Source organism: Paenibacillus sp. Y568 (genome assembly GCF_059445545.1).
This window is the reverse complement of the sequence record NZ_JCAIUM010000004.1, coordinates 146,130-168,131: the sequence shown is the minus strand read 5'-3', so window position 1 is coordinate 168,131 and position 22,002 is coordinate 146,130. Positions and strand designations below refer to the sequence as shown.

The 22,002-nt window shown below is 40.6% G+C and carries 19 protein-coding genes; 4 read left to right on the top strand and 15 right to left on the bottom strand.

Annotated features, from left to right (window positions below):
* Positions 1-209 precede the first annotated feature (209 nt).
* Positions 210-1,652 carry a SpoVR family protein gene (locus AC1D7X_RS07680; RefSeq protein ID WP_495474942.1) on the top strand — a complete coding sequence of 481 codons (1,443 nt, stop codon included), beginning with the start codon at positions 210-212 and terminating at the stop codon, positions 1,650-1,652.
* Positions 1,653-1,707: 55 nt separating this feature from the next.
* Here AC1D7X_RS07680 and AC1D7X_RS07675 read toward each other — a convergent pair whose 3' ends face one another.
* Positions 1,708-2,715: a LacI family DNA-binding transcriptional regulator gene (locus AC1D7X_RS07675; protein WP_495474941.1), complete on the bottom strand. Its 1,008-nt coding sequence runs from the start codon at positions 2,713-2,715 to the stop codon at positions 1,708-1,710.
* A 159-nt stretch (positions 2,716-2,874) separates the two neighbouring features.
* Positions 2,875-4,770: a PrkA family serine protein kinase gene (locus AC1D7X_RS07670; RefSeq protein WP_495474940.1), complete on the bottom strand. Its 1,896-nt coding sequence runs from the start codon at positions 4,768-4,770 to the stop codon at positions 2,875-2,877.
* 282 nt (positions 4,771-5,052) lie between these two features.
* On the opposite strand from AC1D7X_RS07670, the gene AC1D7X_RS07665 reads away from it, so the two are divergent.
* Positions 5,053-5,814 carry a DUF2161 domain-containing phosphodiesterase gene (locus tag AC1D7X_RS07665; RefSeq protein WP_495474939.1) on the top strand — a complete coding sequence of 254 codons (762 nt, stop codon included), beginning with the start codon at positions 5,053-5,055 and terminating at the stop codon, positions 5,812-5,814.
* Between the two features lie 4 nt (positions 5,815-5,818).
* On the opposite strand, the gene AC1D7X_RS07660 is transcribed toward AC1D7X_RS07665, so the two are convergent.
* Together AC1D7X_RS07660 and AC1D7X_RS07655 are read right to left on the bottom strand one after the other, a co-directional pair.
* Complete coding sequence (locus AC1D7X_RS07660; protein ID WP_495474938.1) at positions 5,819-7,048, bottom strand: aminotransferase-like domain-containing protein; 1,230 nt, start codon at positions 7,046-7,048, stop codon at positions 5,819-5,821.
* Positions 7,049-7,148: 100 nt separating this feature from the next.
* Positions 7,149-7,805: a response regulator gene (locus tag AC1D7X_RS07655; RefSeq protein WP_495455099.1), complete on the bottom strand. Its 657-nt coding sequence runs from the start codon at positions 7,803-7,805 to the stop codon at positions 7,149-7,151.
* Positions 7,806-7,978: 173 nt separating this feature from the next.
* Here AC1D7X_RS07655 and AC1D7X_RS07650 point away from each other — a divergent pair, with 173 nt between their 5' ends.
* Positions 7,979-8,386 (top strand): hypothetical protein, encoded by a 408-nt coding sequence (locus tag AC1D7X_RS07650; RefSeq protein ID WP_495455300.1) that lies wholly within the window; start codon positions 7,979-7,981, stop codon positions 8,384-8,386.
* Positions 8,383-9,444, top strand: coding sequence for a phosphodiester glycosidase family protein (locus tag AC1D7X_RS07645; RefSeq protein WP_495455098.1), 1,062 nt, complete (start codon positions 8,383-8,385; stop codon positions 9,442-9,444). The genes AC1D7X_RS07650 and AC1D7X_RS07645 overlap by 4 nt, the downstream gene beginning before the upstream one ends.
* Before the next feature lie 266 nt (positions 9,445-9,710).
* Here AC1D7X_RS07645 and AC1D7X_RS07640 read toward each other — a convergent pair whose 3' ends face one another.
* From AC1D7X_RS07640 to AC1D7X_RS07590, 11 genes are all read right to left on the bottom strand, one after another.
* On the bottom strand, positions 9,711-9,962 hold the full coding sequence (locus AC1D7X_RS07640; RefSeq protein ID WP_495455097.1) for an AbrB/MazE/SpoVT family DNA-binding domain-containing protein: 252 nt from the start codon (positions 9,960-9,962) through the stop codon (positions 9,711-9,713).
* A 113-nt stretch (positions 9,963-10,075) separates the two neighbouring features.
* On the bottom strand, positions 10,076-10,540 hold the full coding sequence (gene trmL / locus AC1D7X_RS07635) for a tRNA (uridine(34)/cytosine(34)/5-carboxymethylaminomethyluridine(34)-2'-O)-methyltransferase TrmL (protein ID WP_495455096.1): 465 nt from the start codon (positions 10,538-10,540) through the stop codon (positions 10,076-10,078).
* Positions 10,541-10,661: 121 nt separating this feature from the next.
* On the bottom strand, positions 10,662-11,750 hold the full coding sequence (gene serC, locus AC1D7X_RS07630; protein WP_495455299.1) for a 3-phosphoserine/phosphohydroxythreonine transaminase: 1,089 nt from the start codon (positions 11,748-11,750) through the stop codon (positions 10,662-10,664).
* Positions 11,751-12,183: 433 nt separating this feature from the next.
* Positions 12,184-13,608, bottom strand: a complete 1,425-nt coding sequence (gene glnA / locus AC1D7X_RS07625) for a type I glutamate--ammonia ligase (RefSeq protein WP_495455095.1) — start codon at positions 13,606-13,608, stop codon at positions 12,184-12,186.
* Between the two features lie 302 nt (positions 13,609-13,910).
* On the bottom strand, positions 13,911-14,969 hold the full coding sequence (aroF, locus tag AC1D7X_RS07620) for a 3-deoxy-7-phosphoheptulonate synthase (protein ID WP_495455094.1): 1,059 nt from the start codon (positions 14,967-14,969) through the stop codon (positions 13,911-13,913).
* A gap of 242 nt (positions 14,970-15,211) precedes the next feature.
* Positions 15,212-16,168: a 4-hydroxy-3-methylbut-2-enyl diphosphate reductase gene (locus AC1D7X_RS07615; RefSeq protein ID WP_495474937.1), complete on the bottom strand. Its 957-nt coding sequence runs from the start codon at positions 16,166-16,168 to the stop codon at positions 15,212-15,214.
* Positions 16,169-16,212: 44 nt separating this feature from the next.
* On the bottom strand, positions 16,213-17,667 hold the full coding sequence (locus AC1D7X_RS07610; protein ID WP_495455092.1) for a sensor histidine kinase: 1,455 nt from the start codon (positions 17,665-17,667) through the stop codon (positions 16,213-16,215).
* 1 nt (position 17,668) lies between these two features.
* Positions 17,669-18,358 carry a response regulator transcription factor gene (locus AC1D7X_RS07605; RefSeq protein ID WP_495455091.1) on the bottom strand — a complete coding sequence of 230 codons (690 nt, stop codon included), beginning with the start codon at positions 18,356-18,358 and terminating at the stop codon, positions 17,669-17,671.
* Between the two features lie 158 nt (positions 18,359-18,516).
* Positions 18,517-20,151, bottom strand: a complete 1,635-nt coding sequence (locus AC1D7X_RS07600; protein WP_495455090.1) for a S1C family serine protease — start codon at positions 20,149-20,151, stop codon at positions 18,517-18,519.
* Positions 20,152-20,278: 127 nt separating this feature from the next.
* Entirely contained in the window at positions 20,279-20,941 is a 663-nt protein-coding gene (locus AC1D7X_RS07595; RefSeq protein ID WP_495455089.1) for a response regulator, read from the bottom strand.
* 2 nt (positions 20,942-20,943) lie between these two features.
* Positions 20,944-21,999, bottom strand: coding sequence for a sensor histidine kinase (locus AC1D7X_RS07590; RefSeq protein ID WP_495455088.1), 1,056 nt, complete (start codon positions 21,997-21,999; stop codon positions 20,944-20,946).
* Between the last annotated feature and the right edge of the window lie 3 nt (positions 22,000-22,002).

Here is a 22,002-nt window from a genome sequence, read left to right as displayed (position 1 = left end):
GCTATTTCTAGGCTTATCTTTTTTATGTAAATCTCTATTCATACCTAAAATGTTCTGCTCACCATTGATGCCCGCTCATTTGACACACTTCCTTATCATACAACATAACTATAAGAACGCCCATTGAATATCTCTACATCTCTCCACATACACATAATAAGAATCTAATTTTTCTCCTTACAGAACAGGAAAGGGGGAAGCTCAATAACATGCATCCGGATGAAATAACCGCATTAGAGCATTCCATAGCAGAAATTACTGAAATAGCCACTGGATTCGGATTGGATTTCTATCCTATGCGTTACGAAATATGTCCAGCGGACATTATCTACACTTTTGGAGCTTACGGAATGCCGATCCGATTCTCACACTGGTCCTTCGGAAAAACATTCCACAAAATGAAGACACAGTACGATTTCGGTTTATCCAAAATTTATGAGCTTGTCATCAATTCCAACCCCTGCTACGCTTTCTTACTTGATGGAAATTCGTTAATTCAGAACAAATTAATCGTTGCCCATGTTCTTGCTCACTGCGACTTTTTTAAGAATAATGCGCGGTTCAGTAAAACAAATCCCGCAATGGTTGAGAGTATGTCTGCCACAGCCGAGCGAATCAGCCAGTACGAAATCAAGTATGGTAGCCAACGAATTGAGGAATTCCTAGATGCTGTGTTAGCGATTCAAGAGCATGTCGACCCTGATCTAGTTAGTCCCTACCGTCGGAATCGTTATGACCGTAATGGAGATGGTATAACAGACTCTGGACACGAGAAGGCTGATAAGCCGATAACCGGGTTCGAGGATCTATGGGAATTAGATCAGGACGCTACAAATACTAAGAATCCCACAAACCAACCCAAGAAATTCCCTCCACGTCCGGAGAAGGATCTCTTGTGGTTCATCCAAGAATTCTCACCTAATTTAGAACCTTGGCAACGCGATATTCTAACGATGCTTAGAGATGAAATGCTCTACTTCTGGCCACAAATGGAAACCAAAATTATGAATGAAGGATGGGCCAGTTATTGGCATCAACGAATCTTAAGAGAACTGGATCTGACTTCCGAAGAAACCATTGAATATGCCAAACTCAATTCTGGGGTTGTTCAACCGTCAAAGAATAGCCTAAACCCTTATTATCTGGGACTGAAAATTTTTGAGGATATCGAGAAACGTTGGGACTCCCCTAAAGGGAACGATTTACATTCACATTCCTCTTCTCTTCAATCTGGGCAGGGACGAAGCAAAATATTTGAAGTACGAGAACTAGACTCAGACACCTCTTTCATACGCAATTATATGACGAAAGAGCTTGTGAATGATTTAGACTTGTATGTATTTGAGAAGAAGGGTCCCGAATGGAAAATAACCGATAAGTCATGGGAGAACATTCGTGATCAACTCGTCTACTCACGCGTAAATGGTGGCTTCCCTTACCTAGTCGTTCAAGATGGTAACTATGAAGATAACGGAGAATTATATTTAAAACATATGTATGAAGGATCTGAATTGGATCTAAAGTATGTTGAGCGGACTCTTCCCTACGTTCATAAGCTCTGGGGTAGGACCATTCACTTAGAAACAACGATGGAAGATAAAACGGTACTCTTTACATTCGACGGAAAAAAAGCAGCTAGAAAATTCGTCTAAACCATGTCATCACAAAAAGGACACGCAAATGTGTGTGTCCTTTTTGTGATATCCGTTAGTATTCCCTTGGCTTCCCTGTCGATTGCCTAATGACAAGATTCGAGGGCTCTGTCAAAATGGGTGGTTGAGAATTAGAATTCTCAATCATGACTAGTAAATGTTCAATGGCTCTAATTCCGATATTATGTACGTTCTGATTAATTGTCGTTAATGCTGGTTTAAATACCTGCGCATAGTATGTATTATCAAACCCTATAACAGATATATCTTGTGGAACGGACATTCCTTGTTCTTCGATCTCATGAATTGTCCCAAATGCAGCCATATCCGAAGTACATATAATACCTGTTGGTGGTTCAGGTAATGAGAGCAACTCTCTTGTGGAAGCGCTTCCCCCTTCAAATGAATAGTCGCATATTTTCAAATAGGAAGGTTCAAATGGAAGGTTTAAAAATTCTAATTGTTTCCTATATCCATTATATCTACCATCTGCAGCAATATGTCCTAGCACTCCTGAAATGTAAGAGATCTTACGATGGCCTAAACCATATAAGTGCTGTACTGCTAACTCTACAGCGTTCTCATTGTCTGTTGTAATATTACCAGCACGTTTCCCTGTTAATGCCGTATCTATAAACATAGCGGGAACTTCTGATTGAATAAGTTGCTCTAAATTAGGATTATCGTATTCCACACCAAACACCACAATACCATCCAAATTACGACTCTGACAATGATCAATAAAGGAGTAACTTGGATCATCAAGTCGGGTAGACAATTTCATGAGGTCATATCCACTATGTTCTAATGCTGTCTTAATCCCCTCTAATAACTCTGCTACGTAAGGATTCGTAAATGGAATGTTAATTAATACACCTACAGTCCAAGAACGTCCTTTCACTAATCCACGTGCGACTACATTCGGTTGATATCTCAGAAGTTGGATTGCAATCTTTACCTTTTTTCTTGTTTTATCACTAACGTCTGGGTAGTTATTGATAACCTTGGAAACGGTTGCAACAGACACGCCTGCTTCCTTTGCTACATCATGAATAGAAGCCACTACAAACTCAACCTACTCTCTCTTTTGAATCTATATCTACATGATACACTTGTCCTATATATTATAACGCACAACCAATTGTTTACAATACAAATAACCTCCAGTTCTCAGTTATAGAGTCTAGAGGTTATTTATATATTTATTTCCTAATCACTCCCATTACCTATTCAGCAAACTTCCCACATATTTCAACAACTCATTAGCACAGATTGGGCAGTACCCATGATCATTAATAAGTCGTTTACTTACCTCATTAATTCGTTTCAATTGGTTTCCATCTGGTGTTTTGGTCGACGTTGTAATCTTCACGATGTCTTTAAGATCAACGAAGAGTTTCTTCTCTATCGCTTCACGAAGCCGATCGTGATTGTTGTATTCGAACTTTCTACCCTTTCTGGAATAGGCAGAGATTCGGATTAGAATTTCCTCACGGAATGCTTTCTTAGCATTCTCAGAGACCCCAATCTGTTCTTCTATGGAACGCATCAGTCTTTCGTCCGGATCCATCTCCTCATCCGTCAGCGGATCTCGAATTTTGGACCAATTGCAGAATGCTTCTATGTTGTCGAGGTAATTCTCAAATAAAGTTTTGGCTGATTCTTCAAAAGAATATACAAACGCCTTCTGAATTTCCTTCTTAGCCAGTTCATCGTATTCTTTACGAGCAATCGCTATGAAATTCAGATACCGCTCACGCTCTTCTTTCGTGATGGATGCATGTTGATCCAACCCATCCTTGATAGCTCTCAGCACATCAAGTGCATTGATACACTGAAGATCTTGCTTAATTAGAGCACTAGAAATCCGGTTAATAACATAACGAGGGTCTACGCCCGACATTCCTTCATCTAGATATTCATTCTGCATTTCTTTCAGATCAGCTTCTTTATACCCTTCGACTTCTTCCCCATCGTACATACGCATTTTTTTGACAAGATCCATCCCTTGTTTCTTAGTCTCTTTGAGACGCGTCAGAATGGAGAAAATTGCGGCAGCTTTAAGTGCATGTGGGGCAATATGAATATGTTTCATATCACTTTGTCCAATTAATTTTGAATAGATCTTCTCTTCCTCAGAGACCTTCAGATTGTACGGTATGGGCATAACTATCATACGTGATTGTAGAGCTTCATTCTTCTTGTTAGAAATAAAGGACTTATACTCGGATTCATTCGTATGAGCAATAATGAGTTCATCTGCTGATATTAGAGCAAACCTTCCGGCTTTGAAGTTCCCTTCTTGTGTCAACGACAGGAGATTCCACAGAAACTTCTCATCACATTTCAACATCTCTTGAAATTCCATTAAGCCCCGATTCGCTTTATTCAACTCACCATCGAATCGATAAGCACGAGGATCTGACTCCGATCCAAATTCCGTAATTGTCGAAAAGTCTATACTACCTGTTAAATCCGCAATATCTTGGGATTTCGGATCCGATGGACTAAATGTTCCAATTCCGATACGTCCTTCTTCAGATATCAATACCCGCTGCACATTTACCTTTTCAATATCTCCACCGTATTCTGTCTTTAATCGCATTTGGCAAGAAGGGCATAAGCTGCCTTCTATACGAACGCCTAGCTCTTTCTCAACTTCGGGACGAAGGTCCAGAGGAATCAAATGTAGTGGTTCTTCATGCATCGGACAACCCTCAATCGCGTACACTGCCCCTTTATCCGTCTTGGTGAATCTCTCCATACCACGCTTTAAAAGGGTTACGATGGTTGATTTCCCTCCACTTACAGGACCCATGAGCAATAATATCCGCTTACGAACATCTAATCTTCTTGCCGAGGAGTGGAAATACTCTTCCACAAGCCTCTCAACAGAACGATCCAATCCGAAGATCTCCTGCTCAAAAAACTTATACCTCTTATGCCCATTAACCACTTCTGTGCCAAATGATTCGATCATTTCATACACACGAGCATGGGCAGTCATGGCAGGTGTAGGATCTTTTCGAAGCAATTCAACGTAATCTTTGAATGTCCCACTCCACTCCAACTGATTACTCTCTGCACGATAGGCTGCTACTCGTTCGAAAATATCCATGATTGGTACCTCCTATGACTTATGTTTAGAACTGGCATCTCCAAGTAGAACCGGCTTCTGCGTGAAATATAAGGATCCAGTATAGTGTGAAACCTATTCCTGCTTATATTTCTAAATGTGTCACGGGTCAACCCCTTATCGTTTGAAAAAGTGTACTACATACCTATGCAAGAAAGTGAGTTTAGTTGACCTATTTTTTATCAATATAGAGTTTGCCTTTTTAGAAATGCTATAATTAATCATTACTCATCCATGAATAAAGTCAGTGAAGGAGACATCTACATGGCCATTCAACACGAAACGGAGCTATATGAACCATTAAAACTTTTTTTTGAGAACCAGGGATTTGTCATTAAAGGAGAAGTACGCCATTGTGATCTGGTCGGAGTAAGGGAGGATTTAGCTGAACCTCTAATTGTGGAAATGAAAAAGACATTCAATCTCTCGTTGTTATTACAAGGGATGGAACGCCTCAAGATGAGTTCTAACGTCTATTTAGCTGTAGAACGTAGTCGCGCCAAGCGTGGAGCAGTAAACCAGCGTTGGAGTGAGTTGTCTGTTCTCTGTAGACGTCTAGGTCTAGGTCTAATCACAATTACCTTTTACAAGACTAGGAAGCCTATTGTAGAGATTCTCACTACGCCAATGGCACAAGTACAACCTCAAACAAGAAATAAACGCCGTCAATCCAAGCTAATTGATGAATTCCGTGAACGTAGTGGTGATTACAATATAGGTGGAAGTAATCGCGCGAAGCTCGTCACAGCTTATAGAGAAAAAGCACTTCGCGTCGCATTGCCTCTACGAAATGCCGAAGACTGCGGTATCTCTCCAGCGTCGATACGTGCTACTACCGGAGTAGCTAATGTAGCTTCCATCCTACAAAACAATTATTATGGATGGTTTGAACGGGTCTCTCGCGGTCGTTATATTCTTACCTCCGTAGGTCTTGCTGCCTTAGATCAGTATCAAGGTGTCTTAGAGGTGTCCTCTTCACTTCAATCTATACCTACACTTATAGAATATCCCACGGATTCAGAATAATCATTTAACTCCTAGCTGTGAATTCGTTCATGGCCTCGCCGATCAGATGCATCCCTAGCAATAATTCATCTCGTCCAGGATGGGTGAAATTAAGTCGAATGGTCCCCAAACCTTCTGCCTTGTTCGCGAAACATAATGTTCCTGGACAGAATGCCACCCCTTTACGGATAGAGCATTTAAGTAAAGCTTCGCTCCGCAGCCCATCAGGCAATCGTATCCATAGGAACATTCCTCCGGAAGGTAGATCATACCTAGCATCATTCCAAGCAGGACGCTTTAACAACTCATTCATCAGCTTCAGACGAATGCTATACTCACGTTTTAATAGAGCAACATGTTCATACCAGTCGAATGTTGTAGATTCCAGTAACTCGTACAATAATCGTTGATTCAAGTTACTGGATTGCCAGTCCGCTAATTGCTTCGCTGCACGCATTACCTCAATCAACTTCCGATGACCCACTGCCCATCCTGTTCTTAGACCTGGTGCCACTGTTTTGCTGAATGATCCGACATATAACACTTGTCCACCCTCACCGTGACCATCCAGTGCGAATAATGAGGGGTACTGTATTCTGAAAGTAGTAGGATCACTTATTTGATTAAAATAAAGATCCCCGTAAGAGTCATCCTCTATAATTAGAACCTGCTTCTGTCGACATAGTTCTAATACTTGTTGTCGTCGCTTAAGGCTCCACAGAACTCCTGTTGGATTCGTAAAATTAGGAGAAATAAATAGCAACTTCGGAGTTTTAGTCTCGATGAGCTCTTCTAATTGTTGTAGGTTTAACCCTTCATGATCCCCATCTACAGGAATAATGTTGGCACCTTGCATCCGTAATATTTGCAGACTACCCGGTGAAGTAGGATTCTCAACAAGTACAGCATCACCTATATCTACATACACTCGTGCTAATAAATCCATGGCTTGCTGGCTTCCTGTAGTTAGAAGAATTTGACTCGTGTCTACACTGATTCCTTTGTGCTGATTCCACTCGGAGCTTAGCCACTCGCGAAGTGGCATGTACCCTTGTGGGTCTCCATACTGCAACGCCATGGGATGACTCGAGAAAACAGCTGCTGCTGCAGTATGTAAAGGAGTAAGTGGAAATAGATCTTCCGCTGGAAGTTCCTCTGCGAGTGATATAAATGAGCTCTGTCGGGAATACGATTGGATATTCTCTAATGGAGAAGACATAATCCATTCTGCACGTGAAGCAAAAGAATATTTCATGATACAACCTCCTCTACTTTTCTCTTTACTCACCTACAGCCCTAATGGGTATTCTAAAACAGGGTGAATTATGCTAAGAAATAGTAGATATCTTTCATTACTATGTATATAGAGACCGAATCGGATACGTATAAACAGCGAATTTCTCAATCGCCTGCGCTCGCGTACTAACCCCTAACTTCACATATATCCTTCGCAAATAATTATCAATAGATCTTCTGCTAAGCTCAATTTCGAGTGCTATTCTATCGTAAGTGATCCCTCTTACAATACGCTCCATGATTAATACCTCCGTCTCAGACAGATGGAACAGATCCTGAGTACTTGGGGGTACCTCTGCTGGCCATATCCCTTTCTTCAACCATTGAAGCGGCATAAATGCGTACCCTTCACGCAATCCCTCAATAAGAAGGAGCAGTTGCCTTGAAGATGCTTGTTGAGATAATACTCCGCTTGCTCCAAGACTAAGTAAACTGTTAGCCTTTTGAAGGCCTTCTTCACCTATGAAAATAACAATATGACTTTTCGCTGAATGAATTCTTAACTGTCCTAACACATCTTCCAACTTCCCTTTTGGTAATAAGTAATCCAGTAGAATTAAATCTGGCTGTAACTCTTTAACCATATGTATTCCTTCGGAGAAACCAGAGGCCATTCCTATCACATTTAAATAAGACTGTTCCTCTAAAATTAACTTGGTTCCTAACATACTTGTGGGCTGACCGCCCAAAATAATGACGTTCCAAACTAACGACATCTATATAATCCTCCCAGTCATTCTAAACAGACATAATAGAATTGTATCGCAGAAGTTCCATTAATAGGAACAATATTATGAATAAATATATGATTTTGCGTTTTTGCGTAAATGATAGTGTAATGTTAGAATGGGAACTTGGAAAAAAAATATTAAAAGATGAGGTGATCATTTTGCAATCCTCAACGGATTCTCCAGCCCCTTACAATGAACGTCGTACCGCAAAACGTAAACCTTCAGTAAAAGTATTCTTATTGCTGTGGATATTACTGATCGGAATAGGAATAACTGCTTCCTATTTATATAGTAATGAGCTGAAAAAGGACATGCTCCAACAACTCCAAGCGGACAACCGACAGCAAATGACATTATTAAAAACAGAATATGTACAGAGATTCACAGAATTATCTTCTCAAGTTGAAGTATTGAACAATAAGGTGCAATCATTTAATGAATTACTTACCTTCACCAAGGATAATGCGACGAGTAAAACCGATAATAGCAACAAATTATACACGCAATTAAATGAAGTAAAGACCCAACTTAATACGCTTCAGAAGAAAATGGATCTTCTCAAATGAAATTGCAAGTTAAACAGGTCAATCGGCTTTTTCTACTCGCAACAGCACCATTCATAGGAATCTTGTTCTGTCTCATACTCAACCATGGATCAGTAGAATTGGACATCGATACAGCTACCTACATTCCTACTGAATCTATTCAAACGGAAGATATTATAAATTATCTAAATATGGCAGAGGATATGGTCCATAGTACCCTTTCAACCATACGTCACACATCGGAGTTATACCAGAAAACACTTCATACAACAAACAGTATTGTAAAGACGACAACATCACAGGCCCATATGCCAGAGGATATTTACAATAAGAGGATCACTACTAAACTCGGTACCCCTTATGAGAAGGTAACTAGTGATCGCATATCTATTGAACTTTATAAAGTGAATCCCGGTACATACCGAGGTTACGCTATGAAAATAAAGCTAAAGGATCCTAAGGCCATGAATATGAGTCTCGGAAGAGACGTTATTGGAGGCTCCGAGACGACCATGCAAGCTGTCCAACGCTCTGGTGCTGTTGCTGGCGTTAACGCAGGTGGGTTTGCCGACGGTAAAGGAAAACGATACCCACTAAGCACAACCATCTTGAATGGTGAGTATTTAACCGGTTTTGAATCTAGCTTTAAGGATCTCTCGTTTGTTGGATTAGATAAGTCAGGTAAACTTATCGGTGGGAAATTCCATAACAAGGAGGAACTTGATCAACTCAATCCCTCTTTTGGTGCAACCTTTGTACCTGTACTCCTACATAACGGTCAGAAGGTACCCATTCCAACCCAATGGCAGACATCGCCTTTACGAGCACCACGTACCGTTATAGGAAACTATAAAGATGATCAACTACTGATCATGGTCATAGATGGATACAATGAGAATGGAAGTTCTGGTGCCACCTTACAAGAACTTCAAGGTAAGATGTTTCAATTAGGTGTTCGAGACGCCTACAATTTGGATGGTGGAGGCTCCTCCTCTCTGATCTTGAACGGTAGAGTGGTTAATAATCCTTCGGATGGCAGTCTTCGTTCTCTGCCCACCAATTTTTTGTTTTTTAAATAAAATTTAAATGGTATAATAAGTATAATAAAGTAGTTATAGGAGGTGTGGTAGCCACGATGTCTTTTTCATTAACTTTTTGGATCATTGCATTGGTTCTAGCTCTATTCTTGACCGGCATCCTCACATCATCGTATAACGATGATAAAACAAAAGGCCTATAATTTCGCATGGATAGGATGGCTTCCTCTAATGAGGGGGCCCTTTTTTTGTCGTTAGCTAAACAAAAAAAGCATCACGGTAAAACGCGATGCTTCCTGTCACATGCATTAAGCCTCAAGAAGACCCGTCATTTCTGACTGGCACTGTGCACAAATAAAGCGTTCTTTGAATTCGCTCACTTCTTCTACAGAACCACAGAACACACATTTCGGACGATATCTCTCCAAAATGATATGATCACCTTGCACTAAAATCTCAACTGGGTCGCCTTCATTCATCTGATATCTTTTTCTCAGTGATTTGGGTAAAACGATTCTTCCCAGCTGATCCACCTTACGAACTACACCAGCAGGCTTCATAATGGTACTACACTCCTCTATCCAAAAAATATACTACGCCCTCAACGAATAAAATGGGTATATCTTATTAGTTCGATATGATTATGTCGAATCCTGCTGTTATAAACAATTTTTTATCGTAAATCCACGAAATCTAACTGTCTCAGTGCTTCATACACAACTATTGCCGCTGAATTAGAGAGATTTAATGAGCGAACTTGCTCACCCATAGGTATTCGCATACATGTATCCGGATTAGCTGCAAGTAGTTCAATAGGCAGTCCCTTAGTCTCTTTACCAAACACGAAAAAGTCTCCATCCTGAAATTCAAAGTCACTGTATCTTAGAGATGCTTTCGTAGAAGCGTAGAAAAACCGGCTTCCTGCATACTTCTCCTGAACCTCTTCGAAGGAATCATGATATTCGATATGGACAGCATGCCAATAGTCTAGTCCTGCTCTCTTCAATGTTTTATCGTCGGTAAGAAACCCAAGAGGGTGAACCAAATGTAGATGTACCCCTGTTGCTGCGCATGTTCTTGATATATTTCCTGTATTTGCCGGTATTTCCGGCTCTACAAGTACAATATGTAATGCCATGATGATATCCTCCACCTATCTATTTTTAATGATTATAACCCTAAAGGTTACACAAAACAAAAGCCCTCCACCGTTGGCGGAAGGCTAAGAGTATCAGAGAATTGAAGACGTTCAACTTTCGTTACCCATGACTTTTTTGGAAATGTGACATGAAATCAGTTAATGCTTTACAACTCTCATAAGGAACTGCATTATAGATCGAAGCGCGTAAACCGCCTACACTACGATGCCCCTTGAGACCTACAAAACCTTCCTTCTCTGATTCTTTAATGAACTGATTCTCAAGTTCTTCGGAAGTCAGACGGAATGTGATATTCATAATCGAACGGCTTCCTGGTTCAACAGGTCCCCGATAAAAGCCACCGCTGTTGTCTATTGTATCATAGATTAGCTGTGCTTTCTTGCGGTTTGTCTTCTCTAATCCTTCAAGAGCGCCCTGCTCTTCAACCCATTTCAATACTTCATTCACCATATATACTGAAAAGGCTGGTGGTGTATTATACAAAGAATTATTTGAGAGATGTGTATTATAGCGTAACATGGTTGGGATATCCTTAGGTGATTCGTTAATCAGTTCTTCTCGAGCAATAACAACGGTTACTCCAGAAGGCCCTAGATTTTTCTGAGCACCAGCATAGATCAGTCCGAATTGATTCAGATCAATCTGGCGACTTAGAATGTCACTCGACATATCCGCTATTAATGGAATACTACCCGTGTCCGGGTATTGTTGGTATTGTGTGCCTTCAATGGTTTCGTTAGAAGTCACATGAAGATATGCTGTATGATCAGACAATTGAATTTGACTTAGATCGGGTATGGACATAAACTTGTTAGCCTCAGAGGATGCCGCGATGTGTGTTTCCCCAATAAGTTTAGCTTCTTTAATCGCTTTATCAGCCCAACTTCCAGAGTGAACATAGCTAGCAACTTTACCTTTTGGAAGGAGGTTCATCGGTAACATTGCAAATTGAGTACTAGCTCCCCCTTGTAGGAATAGCACTTTATATCCCTTCGCATGACCAAGCAATGATAACAGACGGCTCTCTGCTTCATTATGCACTTCTTCGTATACTTTACCTCGATGAGACATCTCCATAATAGACATACCTGTATTTCTAAAATCTACAAATTCAGCTTGTGCACGTTCTAGAACTTGGAGCGGTAACGCAGCAGGTCCCGCATTAAAATTATAGGCTCTCTTAGTCAAGTGTACTCCCCACCCTTTCTCTTTCTTCATCTTAGAGGTTGTTCAAAAAGTCATCTTTTGATCACGAAGTATACCAAGAAGCTTATTCGACATCGAATATTGAATTCAGCCGGTCCTTCCGGTGCTCACGTAGATACTGCCTACGCTCCGCTCCTCACTCCCTATCTTCATCCAATCTTCTTGGTGCTGAAAATCCGACTTTTTGAACACGCACTTATATGATATCGCTATGATAGCAGTATTACTACAGCCCATCAAGTACGATTTGCACTAACTCATCGGAAACGGGAGATATAATTTTTTTATAGGTAGACTCATTTTTATTTATCGGATTAAAGCGGCACAGTGTGAAGGGACCATGCACCCTTTATATACAAAATCCTTCGGGCATGCCCGAAGGATTAACTTAATATTTGATTGTATGATAGCTATTCTAGCAATCGAAATATAGACCATATTCATGTGGATGAACACGTATTGCAACGGATTTCGCTTCAGCACGTTTCATATCAATAAAGTTATCAATGAAGGACTTCGTAAATACGTCGCCTTCTGTAAGGAATTCAAAGTCTGCTTCCAATGCATCCAACGCTTCATCCAAGGTTCCAGGAACGCTACGGATTTTGGATTTCTCTTCATCAGATAATTCATAAATATTCGTATCCATCGGTCCATAACCTAGTTCCGTAGGATCAATCTTTCTCTTGATTCCGTCAAGACCAGCCATAAGCATAGCTGAGAACGCAAGATAAGGGTTAGCCGTAGAGTCTGGTGTACGGAATTCAATACGACAGCCTTTAGGTGTAACGGCTGCTACTGGAATACGAACTGCTGCGGAACGGTTACCTTTGGAGTACACAAGGTTTACTGGAGCTTCATAACCAGGAACTAGACGTTTGAATGAGTTCGTGGACGGGTTAGTCAATGCAATTAGAGCTGGAGCATGGTACAAGATACCACCGATGTAATGTAACGCCATTTCGCTCAAGTTTGCGTATGCACCTTTTTCGTAGAAAAGAGGTGTGTCGCCATTGAAAATGGATTGGTGAACGTGCATCCCACTACCATTGTCACCAAAAATAGGTTTTGGCATAAATGTTGCAACCTTACCATATTGGCGTGCCGTATTGTGAACAATATATTTATATACCATAAGGTTATCTGCTGTTTTCTTCAATGTATCAAAACGGAAGTTAATCTCAGCTTGACCCGCTGTTGCTACTTCATGGTGATGGCGTTCTACACGCAAGCCTGCTTCTGCAAGTAGACGGCACATTTCACTACGAATGTCTTGTTGTGTATCTACAGGAGCTACTGGAACATATCCACCTTTAACCCCAACTTTGAATCCTAGGTTACCGCCTTCTTCTTTACGATTCGTGTTCCATGCAGCCTCTTCTGAATCTACAAAGAAAGAAGAACTATTCATGCCACTTTCATATCGTACATCATCAAAAATGAAAAATTCAGATTCAGGTGCGAAGAATGCTGTTGTACCTACACCGCTCTTTTGCAAAAACTCTTCAGCTTTGGCAGCAATCCCACGTGGATCACGCTCATAACGCTCACCATCTGGTGTATGAATATTACACATAATATTTAAAGTAGGGTGGGCAGTGAAGGAATCAATAAATACCGATTCCGGATCAGGCATCATAACCATATCTGATTCTTCTATGCCACGAAAACCGGTAATGGAGGAGCCATCAAATGCCACCCCGTTGATAAATGTTTCTTCTTCTACTTCTGAAGCTGGTACTGAAATATGATGGGCACGTCCTGCCAAATCTACAAAACGAAAATCCACCCATTCGATATTATGATCCTCAATACTTTTCAATACATTTTCAACTGACATGTCTCTTCCTCCCAAATTCCGAACATTAACCCGCCATATGATTTACAATGTTCATGATCATTTATTTTCTGTCGCAATTATAAGGCTTAATCATTTGCACCGTCAATACATATGTCAGGTATTTCTTTAGATTATGTTAGAAACCCTGACATAAATGAATTTTTCAATTATTACTAACAAAAATAGCCCACTACATCCGATTTTTTTTCAAAAAATGGAGTGGGCAAATCAAACTATTCATCTTCAGAGCTTATAATTACGTTCAGTGACTCATGCATCCATTCATTCAAACATAGGCTTGCTTACAGTCTACCAGCAAATGCCTCAGCCGGAGCCTTCTCCGTATTAAATGTTCTTCCTACCAACGGTGCCAATTTCTCTAAATCCTTCAATAGAGCTGCAAATTGATCAGGAAATAGGGACTGCACTCCGTCACCTGTCATCGAGTTATCTGGATCTGTGTGCATTTCAACGATTAGACCATTCGCACCCGCAGCGATAGAAGCTTTGGACATTGGCTCTACCAATTCACGTCGTCCCGTACCATGACTTGGATCCGAGATAACCGGAAGGTGACTTAATTGTTGTAAAACAGGTATCGCTGCTAAATCTAGTGTATTACGAGTATAGGACTCAAATGTTCTAATACCTCTTTCACACAACATCACATTTGGGTTCCCTCCGGCAAGAATGTATTCCGCCGCATTTAGCAACTCATCATAAGTAGCACTGAATCCACGTTTCAGAAGGACGGGCTTACCACAGGTACCTAGCTTGCGAAGTAGGTCAAAGTTCTGCATATTACGGGTACCAATTTGTAAAATATCCGCATACTCCGCACATATATCCACATACTCAGGCGTCATCACTTCAGTAATGGTTAATAGTCCATGTTTCTTACCCGCTTCTTGCATCATAATAAGACCTTCTACCCCAACACCTTGGAAGCTATATGGTCCCGTACGTGGTTTGAATGCCCCACCTCGTAAAACCTGTCCTCCAGCAGCTTTGACTAATGCAGCTATTTCATCGATCTGTTCAACCGACTCTACTGCACAAGGCCCACCCATAATCACAATCTCTTTACCACCGATCTTCACACCTTTAATATCAATGATCGTATCCTCAGGGTGGAAGTCTCTACTGGCAAGTTTATAAGATTTAGAGATCTTAACTACGTTCTCTACACCCTTCATTTGACGTAGATGTTCAGCAAGCTTAGGATTTACACTGCCAATCAGACCGATAACAGTACGGTCAGCTCCCTTAGATACATGAGCTTGTAATCCCTCTTTCTCAATTGCCTTCACAATCTCTCCAATTTGTTCTTCTGGCGTTACATTCGATGTAATCACGATCATAATTTATATCATCCTTCCTCATCATTTACTATTTAACACTCCACTTTTCAACTTAAACGCTTACCCGCTTTTATGCTTTTAATCGCTAAAGTAAATATACATCAAATGCTCATTCTCCGTCAAGCGAACTTCATGGTGATCATAAAAACAAGACTCGAAAGATGAGTGCTCTTGCTGAAGAGTCTCTCTTTCGAGTCATATAAAATAAGTCATACTTAACATTAGCTACTTCACAATTGATCTTACGTCGTTGGACTACTTTTCACTTTAACGTTTGGAAGTAGTTTCTTCATGTTAACGGTTCGTTTGGTCTCCCATGTCTCTGGATTGTTAGGGTCATACTGTTCTAGGTACAATATAACTTCCTTCGTTATGGGTGTAGGTGTAGATGCACCTGAGGTTACTGCCACTTTCGAGATGCCTTCGAGCCATTCCCTCTTAATTTCAGTTACATCTCCTACACGATACGCCGTAACGTTAGCTATTTCCTCAGATACTTGAACCAGACGATTCGAATTATTACTCATTGGGTCGCCCACAACGATAACTAGATCAGCTTGACCTGCTTGTTCTGCCACCGCTTCTTGACGTACTTGTGTCGCTAAGCAAATTTCATTATGAACTTCAGCAGAAGGAAACTTCTCTAACAATTTTTTCATAATATACTTAATATCCCATTGACTCATCGTAGTCTGATTCGTAATGACAATTCGAGAGGAATCTAAATGAAGATCCTTAATTTCCTCTTCTTTTTCAATGAGATGTACATGATCAGGAGCAATACCGATAGCGCCTTCTGGTTCTGGGTGCCCCCCCTTACCAATGTAGATCACTTCATATCCATCGTTAACCTTCTCTTCAATAAGAACGTGGGTCTTCGTAACATCTGGACAAGTCGCATCTACTGTTGTTAATCCTTTGTCACGAGCGATCTTACGTACTTCTGGAGATACGCCATGGGCCGTAAATATAACGGTTCCACTCTCAACTTTATCTAGAATATCAAGACGGTTAGTACCATCTAATGTAATAATTCCATCATCTTCAAAAGAATTCGTGACATGGCTATTATGAACGATCATTCCTAATATATATATAGGTCGGGGAAGATCTAAATTCTGCGCTGCTTGACGTGCAAGCACCATTGCATCTACGACTCCATAACAATATCCCCGAGGAGAAATCTTAATTACTTCCATTGGTATCAACCTCTTTTCATAAGCTTACCTTTCCTCATTATACCCTATTCCAAAGGGACAGGAAAGATCATAGGAAGCCAGATAATAAAGGTGGTTCCCTCATTCACTTTTGTCACCACTTCAATCGAACCATCCATTTCTTCAATAATCCATTTCGCAATCGACAACCCTAGCCCAATACCTTCTGTGACACCTCTAGACTGGTCTGCTCGATAGAAACGATCAAAGATAAGGGGTACATCCTCTTTATTCATTCCAATTCCCGTATCCGCTACACGTATTCCCACTTGATCTTGATATTTAAATGCATCTAAGGATACTTGACCTTCAGGTGTATATTTAAAAGCATTCTCTATGAAAATAAACAACATTTGCTGTAGATAGTCCTTATTTCCGTTCACATAAACACCATTTAACGTGGATAAGTTACCTATAATCCACTCTGCTTGATGAGGCAGGAATTGTGCACGTCGAGCTACTTCCTCGACCAATGGCTCGAGTGGTACGGGGGTTTTCGCAAAGGTCTGACCCGTATCTGCACGTGCTAATGAAAGCATATCAACGACAAGTTGACTCATTCGTTTGGCTTCATCCGAGATGTCATTTAATGCTTCTTTTGTCATGACTCGCATCGTCTCTTCATCCATATTAGAACGATTACCCTGTTCTTCATCCCATATCTTTTCGAGTAAATCAACATTGCCTCGTATCGTCGTAAGTGGTGTTCTTAGTTCATGTGAAGCATCCGATACGAATCTTCGCTGAGCTGCATAGGCGTCTTCTAATTCTTTATAGAATCCATTCATCCGGCTAAGCATATTATTGACAGTGCCAATTAATTGGCCAATTTCATCATTAGGGCCCTTATACTCAATTCGTAAGCTAAGATCTGCACCCTTCTGTATCTGATTAGCTGCCTCAATCACCTTGCCTATAGGTCGAATGGATTTATGCGCAAGAAATAACCCAAAGCTCGAAGCAATAATAATCATGATCACCGAGCCTAATACGAGTATATTCTGAAGACCATTTAATAGATTCTGTTCTGAACCTACATAAGTTGCGATTTGTAACAGTCCAATGATTTCTCCATTGTAAATAAAGGGCTCTTGATAAACCAAAAATGGATTCCCTTGAATTTGAACCTTGCTATACCCTTTGACCATGGTTTCTGGTTTTCCAGATGGAATGGGTATCTCCATACCTACTCTTTTCAAGTTGTCATCTGGGTTGATTACACCGTTAGTATAATTAAAAACTTGCACAAAGGTCTGAGACTCATCAAAATTACTTGCTGATCTCACCGAGAAATCATATGTTCCTCTAACTACATCAACTATAATTGTCGTTTTCACTCGTTGATTCTGCTGATAAATACGCTGCTCTACTTCATCGTACGTATTATAATAAATCACACCATAAACAGCAGACCCGAAGATGATAAGTGTTACAGCTAAAATAGCGGAATACCATGCTGTTAATCGGAATCGGATGGACATATTATGTATCTCCTCTTAGAATATATCCTGCTCCACGGATCGTCTGTATGATCCTCTTGCCTCCATGCTCTTCCAACTTTTGACGTAACATCGCTATATATACTTCTAATACATTAGATTCACCACTGTAGTCATAACCCCATATCTTATCCATAATCAAGTCACGCGATAGTACTCTTTTGGGATTCTGCATAAATAAGTTCAGCAATTCAAATTCCTTCGCTGTTAACTCTAATCTAACCCCTCCACGAAGTACTTCTCTTGCATCCATATCCAAGATAATATCTTCATAACTAAGCTTAGGTTCGCCTGCCTCATTCGGTCCTGGCTTACGGCGAAGAAGTGCACGCACACGTGCTAACAACTCTTCGAGGGCAAAAGGCTTAACCAAATAGTCGTCTGCACCAAGATCTAATCCTTTGACTCTATGTTCGATCTCATCTTTGGCTGTCAACATGAGAATAGGAACATTACTTCCCCCTTCCCGAAGTCTTCGACATACTTCGAATCCATCCACCTTAGGCATCATAATATCTAATACAACAAGATCTGGTTCACTATCCAGAATCATATGCAAGCCTTCAGCACCATTTGCTGCAGTTAGAACATCGTAGCCTTCAAAAGCAAGACCCCTGCGTAACATAGAAATAATTTTCTCATCATCATCAATTAGTAGAATAGTGGAACGCATAAATAAATCATAACCCCTTTATTATTGCATAATTAGGCATCTACCGATTATCCTTAGCCTCTATGCTCTATTGTAACCAACCACGAACACTCTAGCTATATATCCATATATAAATAGCGGAAGGGGAGTTTCCCTTCCGCTATTTAGTCACACCACTTCTATTCCTGAGTCGTTTGGATATCAAACCCATTACGATCTCCTATCGTTACAGGGAGATCCATCTTTCTACCGTCTCTGACAATATTGATTGTTATCTTCGTGCTCACTTCTTGCTTCTGAATGAAATCAATGAGATCTTGGCTTGTAGGATAATCTGTACCATTGATTCCAGTAATGATGTCGTACGGACGAAGGTCAGCTACATAGGCAGGAGATTTATATGTGATCTCAGCAATGACTGATCCTTCTTTCAAAGTCGTTCCCATTTGTTTTGCAACTTCATCGGTTAGTGTGATTAATGATGCACCAATGAATGGAACCGGATCTTTTGGAATTTCTTGATTATTCTTCAGTTTATCCACGACTTCTGAAATCACACTGGTAGGGATAGCAAATCCAATCCCTTGAGCATCTGCGCTTACCGCCACATTCATTCCGATAACTTCACCATTGAGATTCAATAGCGGTCCACCAGAGTTACCTGGATTAATAGAAGCATCTGTCTGTAGTAAATGCTCGTACTTACGAGTACCACTACCATCTTCCTCATTGATATCTATACTACGTTCTTTTGCACTAAGCACACCAGATGTTACCGTGTGGTCGAACCCTTGGGGATTACCGATAGCTACTACACTCTCACCTACTGCAGCTTTATCCGAATTACCCATTGGAACGATAGGGAAATTGTTGTCACCCTCAATCTTTAACACTGCCAAATCAAGATCCTTACTTGAACCAAGCAATTTAGCTTCATAAGGTTTGTTATTGCCTTCTAACGTCACTTGAATTACATCTGCGCCGTCAATAACATGTTGATTCGTTAGAATGTAACCCGACTTTTCATAGATAAATCCAGATCCAATACCGTAAGGAACTAGTTGATCTGATTCGGTTGTAGAATCAGAGTTCGAAGATGAACCTCCGTTTCCTTGACCGCTACTTCCACTTCCACCGAACTGATCCCCGAAGAAATAGGAGAATGGGTCACTTGAATAGGGGTTGGACTGCTGTCCACTTTTAGCTTTACCCGATTTAACCAAGGTTGCAATCTTCACCACGGCAGGACTTGCTTCCTTAAATACCGCAGAGACATTCCCTGGACTAGTTAACGGTAAAGTAGTCGTAGTAGCCGCGGCATTTTCATTATTACTAGGTGTTGTTACCGCTGTTGCATTGGATTCAATTGGAGCAATCGCCGCTAGCGGCGTGTCCGGTGTGAACAAGTTCATCCGATCCGCTGTAAACATGAGTGAAGTAATGACCAACATACCTGCTAGGAATGAAACTAATATCGTTTTTACTGAACTCTTAGGTTTCTTACTATATTGCCAATTTCCATTTCCACCAGAACCACCGTTGTTATCTCCTCCATCTTGACCATTTCGCGGTGAATTAAAAGAATTCCCCACAGGTAAGTTTCGAAGAGGCTGCGGTGGCGTAATCTCCACTTTGTCTCGATCACGATCATAGGAATCTGCTTCGTTCTGTATCACACTATCTTTACTTATCGATTGAAATGGTCCGTAGGAATAATAATAGGAAGAACCTGATTCTGAGGAATCTTTTTCTTTTGACATCTCTTGATCTAATTCATCATCCAACCGTCCGAATTTATTATCGCGTTCGTCCATATATAATTACCTCCTATACCCTAACCTCACTATTTGTAGGTGGGATATTATTTAACTGTTCTTATCATGTACTATTAACCTTAAAGTCACATTAAAAACAATTTAAAGGGAGATAAAACATATTTTTTTACAGATCTACCTTGGCCCACCCTTTACGATGAGCAAAAATAGCGAGTTGTGTTCGATCATCTAGTTCACATTTCATGAGTAAATTACTAACATGCGTTTTAACCGTCTTAATGCTGATATGTAGTTCTTCTCCGATATCCTTGTTACTTTTACCTTCAGCAATAAGAAGGAGTACTTCCTTTTCACGCTCTGTAAGTCCAGATGAATCTGCTTCGACCATCCTTTGGCGAATGCCTCTAGTAAGAGCTTGGGAGACATCGCCAGTCATCACGGGCATCCCTCTATAGGCACCTTGTAACGCATATATGAGCTCATCAGCTGATACTGTCTTAAGCACATAACTTACAGCACCTGCTTCAATCGCATCCACTACTAGATTATCTTCTAAAAAGCTGGTTAGGATCACTATTTTTAATTGCGGATATTCTTTGAGCACTGCCTTAGTCGTCTCGGCTCCATTCATGATAGGCATCATTAGATCCATTAATATTAAATCAGGTGGACCCTCAGGTATTCCTTTTCTTAATATATCTAATACTTCCTGACCGTTTCTTGCCTCCCCAATAACTTCGAACTTTGGCTCTAACATTAAATACGTCTTGAGACCCATTCGAACCATATCATGGTCATCTACGAGTAAAATCCGGATATTTCCTTCCATACTTATACTTCCCCCTCATATGTAGACACGGAATCATTCTCTCCAGGAGTAAATTTAGGAATATGTACGCGAATCGTTGTCCCTGCGCCTTCTTTACTTATAATTTCTACATGTCCACCCAATTTTTCTGCTCGCTCACGCATCGTAAGTAATCCATAGGATCCTTGTTTCTGAAACCCTTCGTTAAACCCTTGGCCATCATCACTAAGACTAAGTACCACTTGATGTTGCCCTTCGCGCAAAGACATACTAACTAATACCGCATGTGCATGCTTTACGATATTAGCCATCGCTTCTTGTATGATCAGGAATAGCTGATGTTCTATAGCTTCTGACAATTCTCCTTGTAACTCCATTTCCTTTATTCCTTTAAGTCCATTCTGACGGCAATAATCGGGGAACCACTTCTCCAGTGCTTCTGCCAGACTCTTCCCTTCTAATTCTACGGGTCGCAACTGCGCAATAAGTGCGCGCATTTGCTTCTGTGCCATATGAGACATCGTAATTAACTGTTCGAGAACCAACTTACCTTGCTCTTCATTCTGAACTAATACCTTCGGAAGAGCCGATGCAGACATATGAATGGCGAAGAGTTGCTGACTTACGGTGTCATGCAGATCTCTCGCCATCCTTCTGCGTTCTTCTAATACCGCATTCTCTGATGCTTTTTCTTTCTCTACCACTTCTTGAACACCTAATCGTTGTAGTAACATCATCTTCTTCTCAATCGCATCGATCATCGTATTAAATTCATGGTATACCCGTGCGAACGATTGATCCTCTGCTATAGGCATCCGCACAGATAGATTCCCTTTAGCAACCTGTAACATATTAAGATCTAGGACATCGATTCCTCGCTGAATGCGCTGCCCTGCCATGTAACCAATGACCACAGTGAATATAATAATGCCAAGGGAATAATACAACCACATGACATTATCTTTCACTTCAATATAGCCCATATAAATACCCATATATATAATCGCAGCCATAACGACTCCACTCAGTAAAAAATAAAACATTAACAACCATTTCGTGTTTTTCAGAATTTTCACCATTCG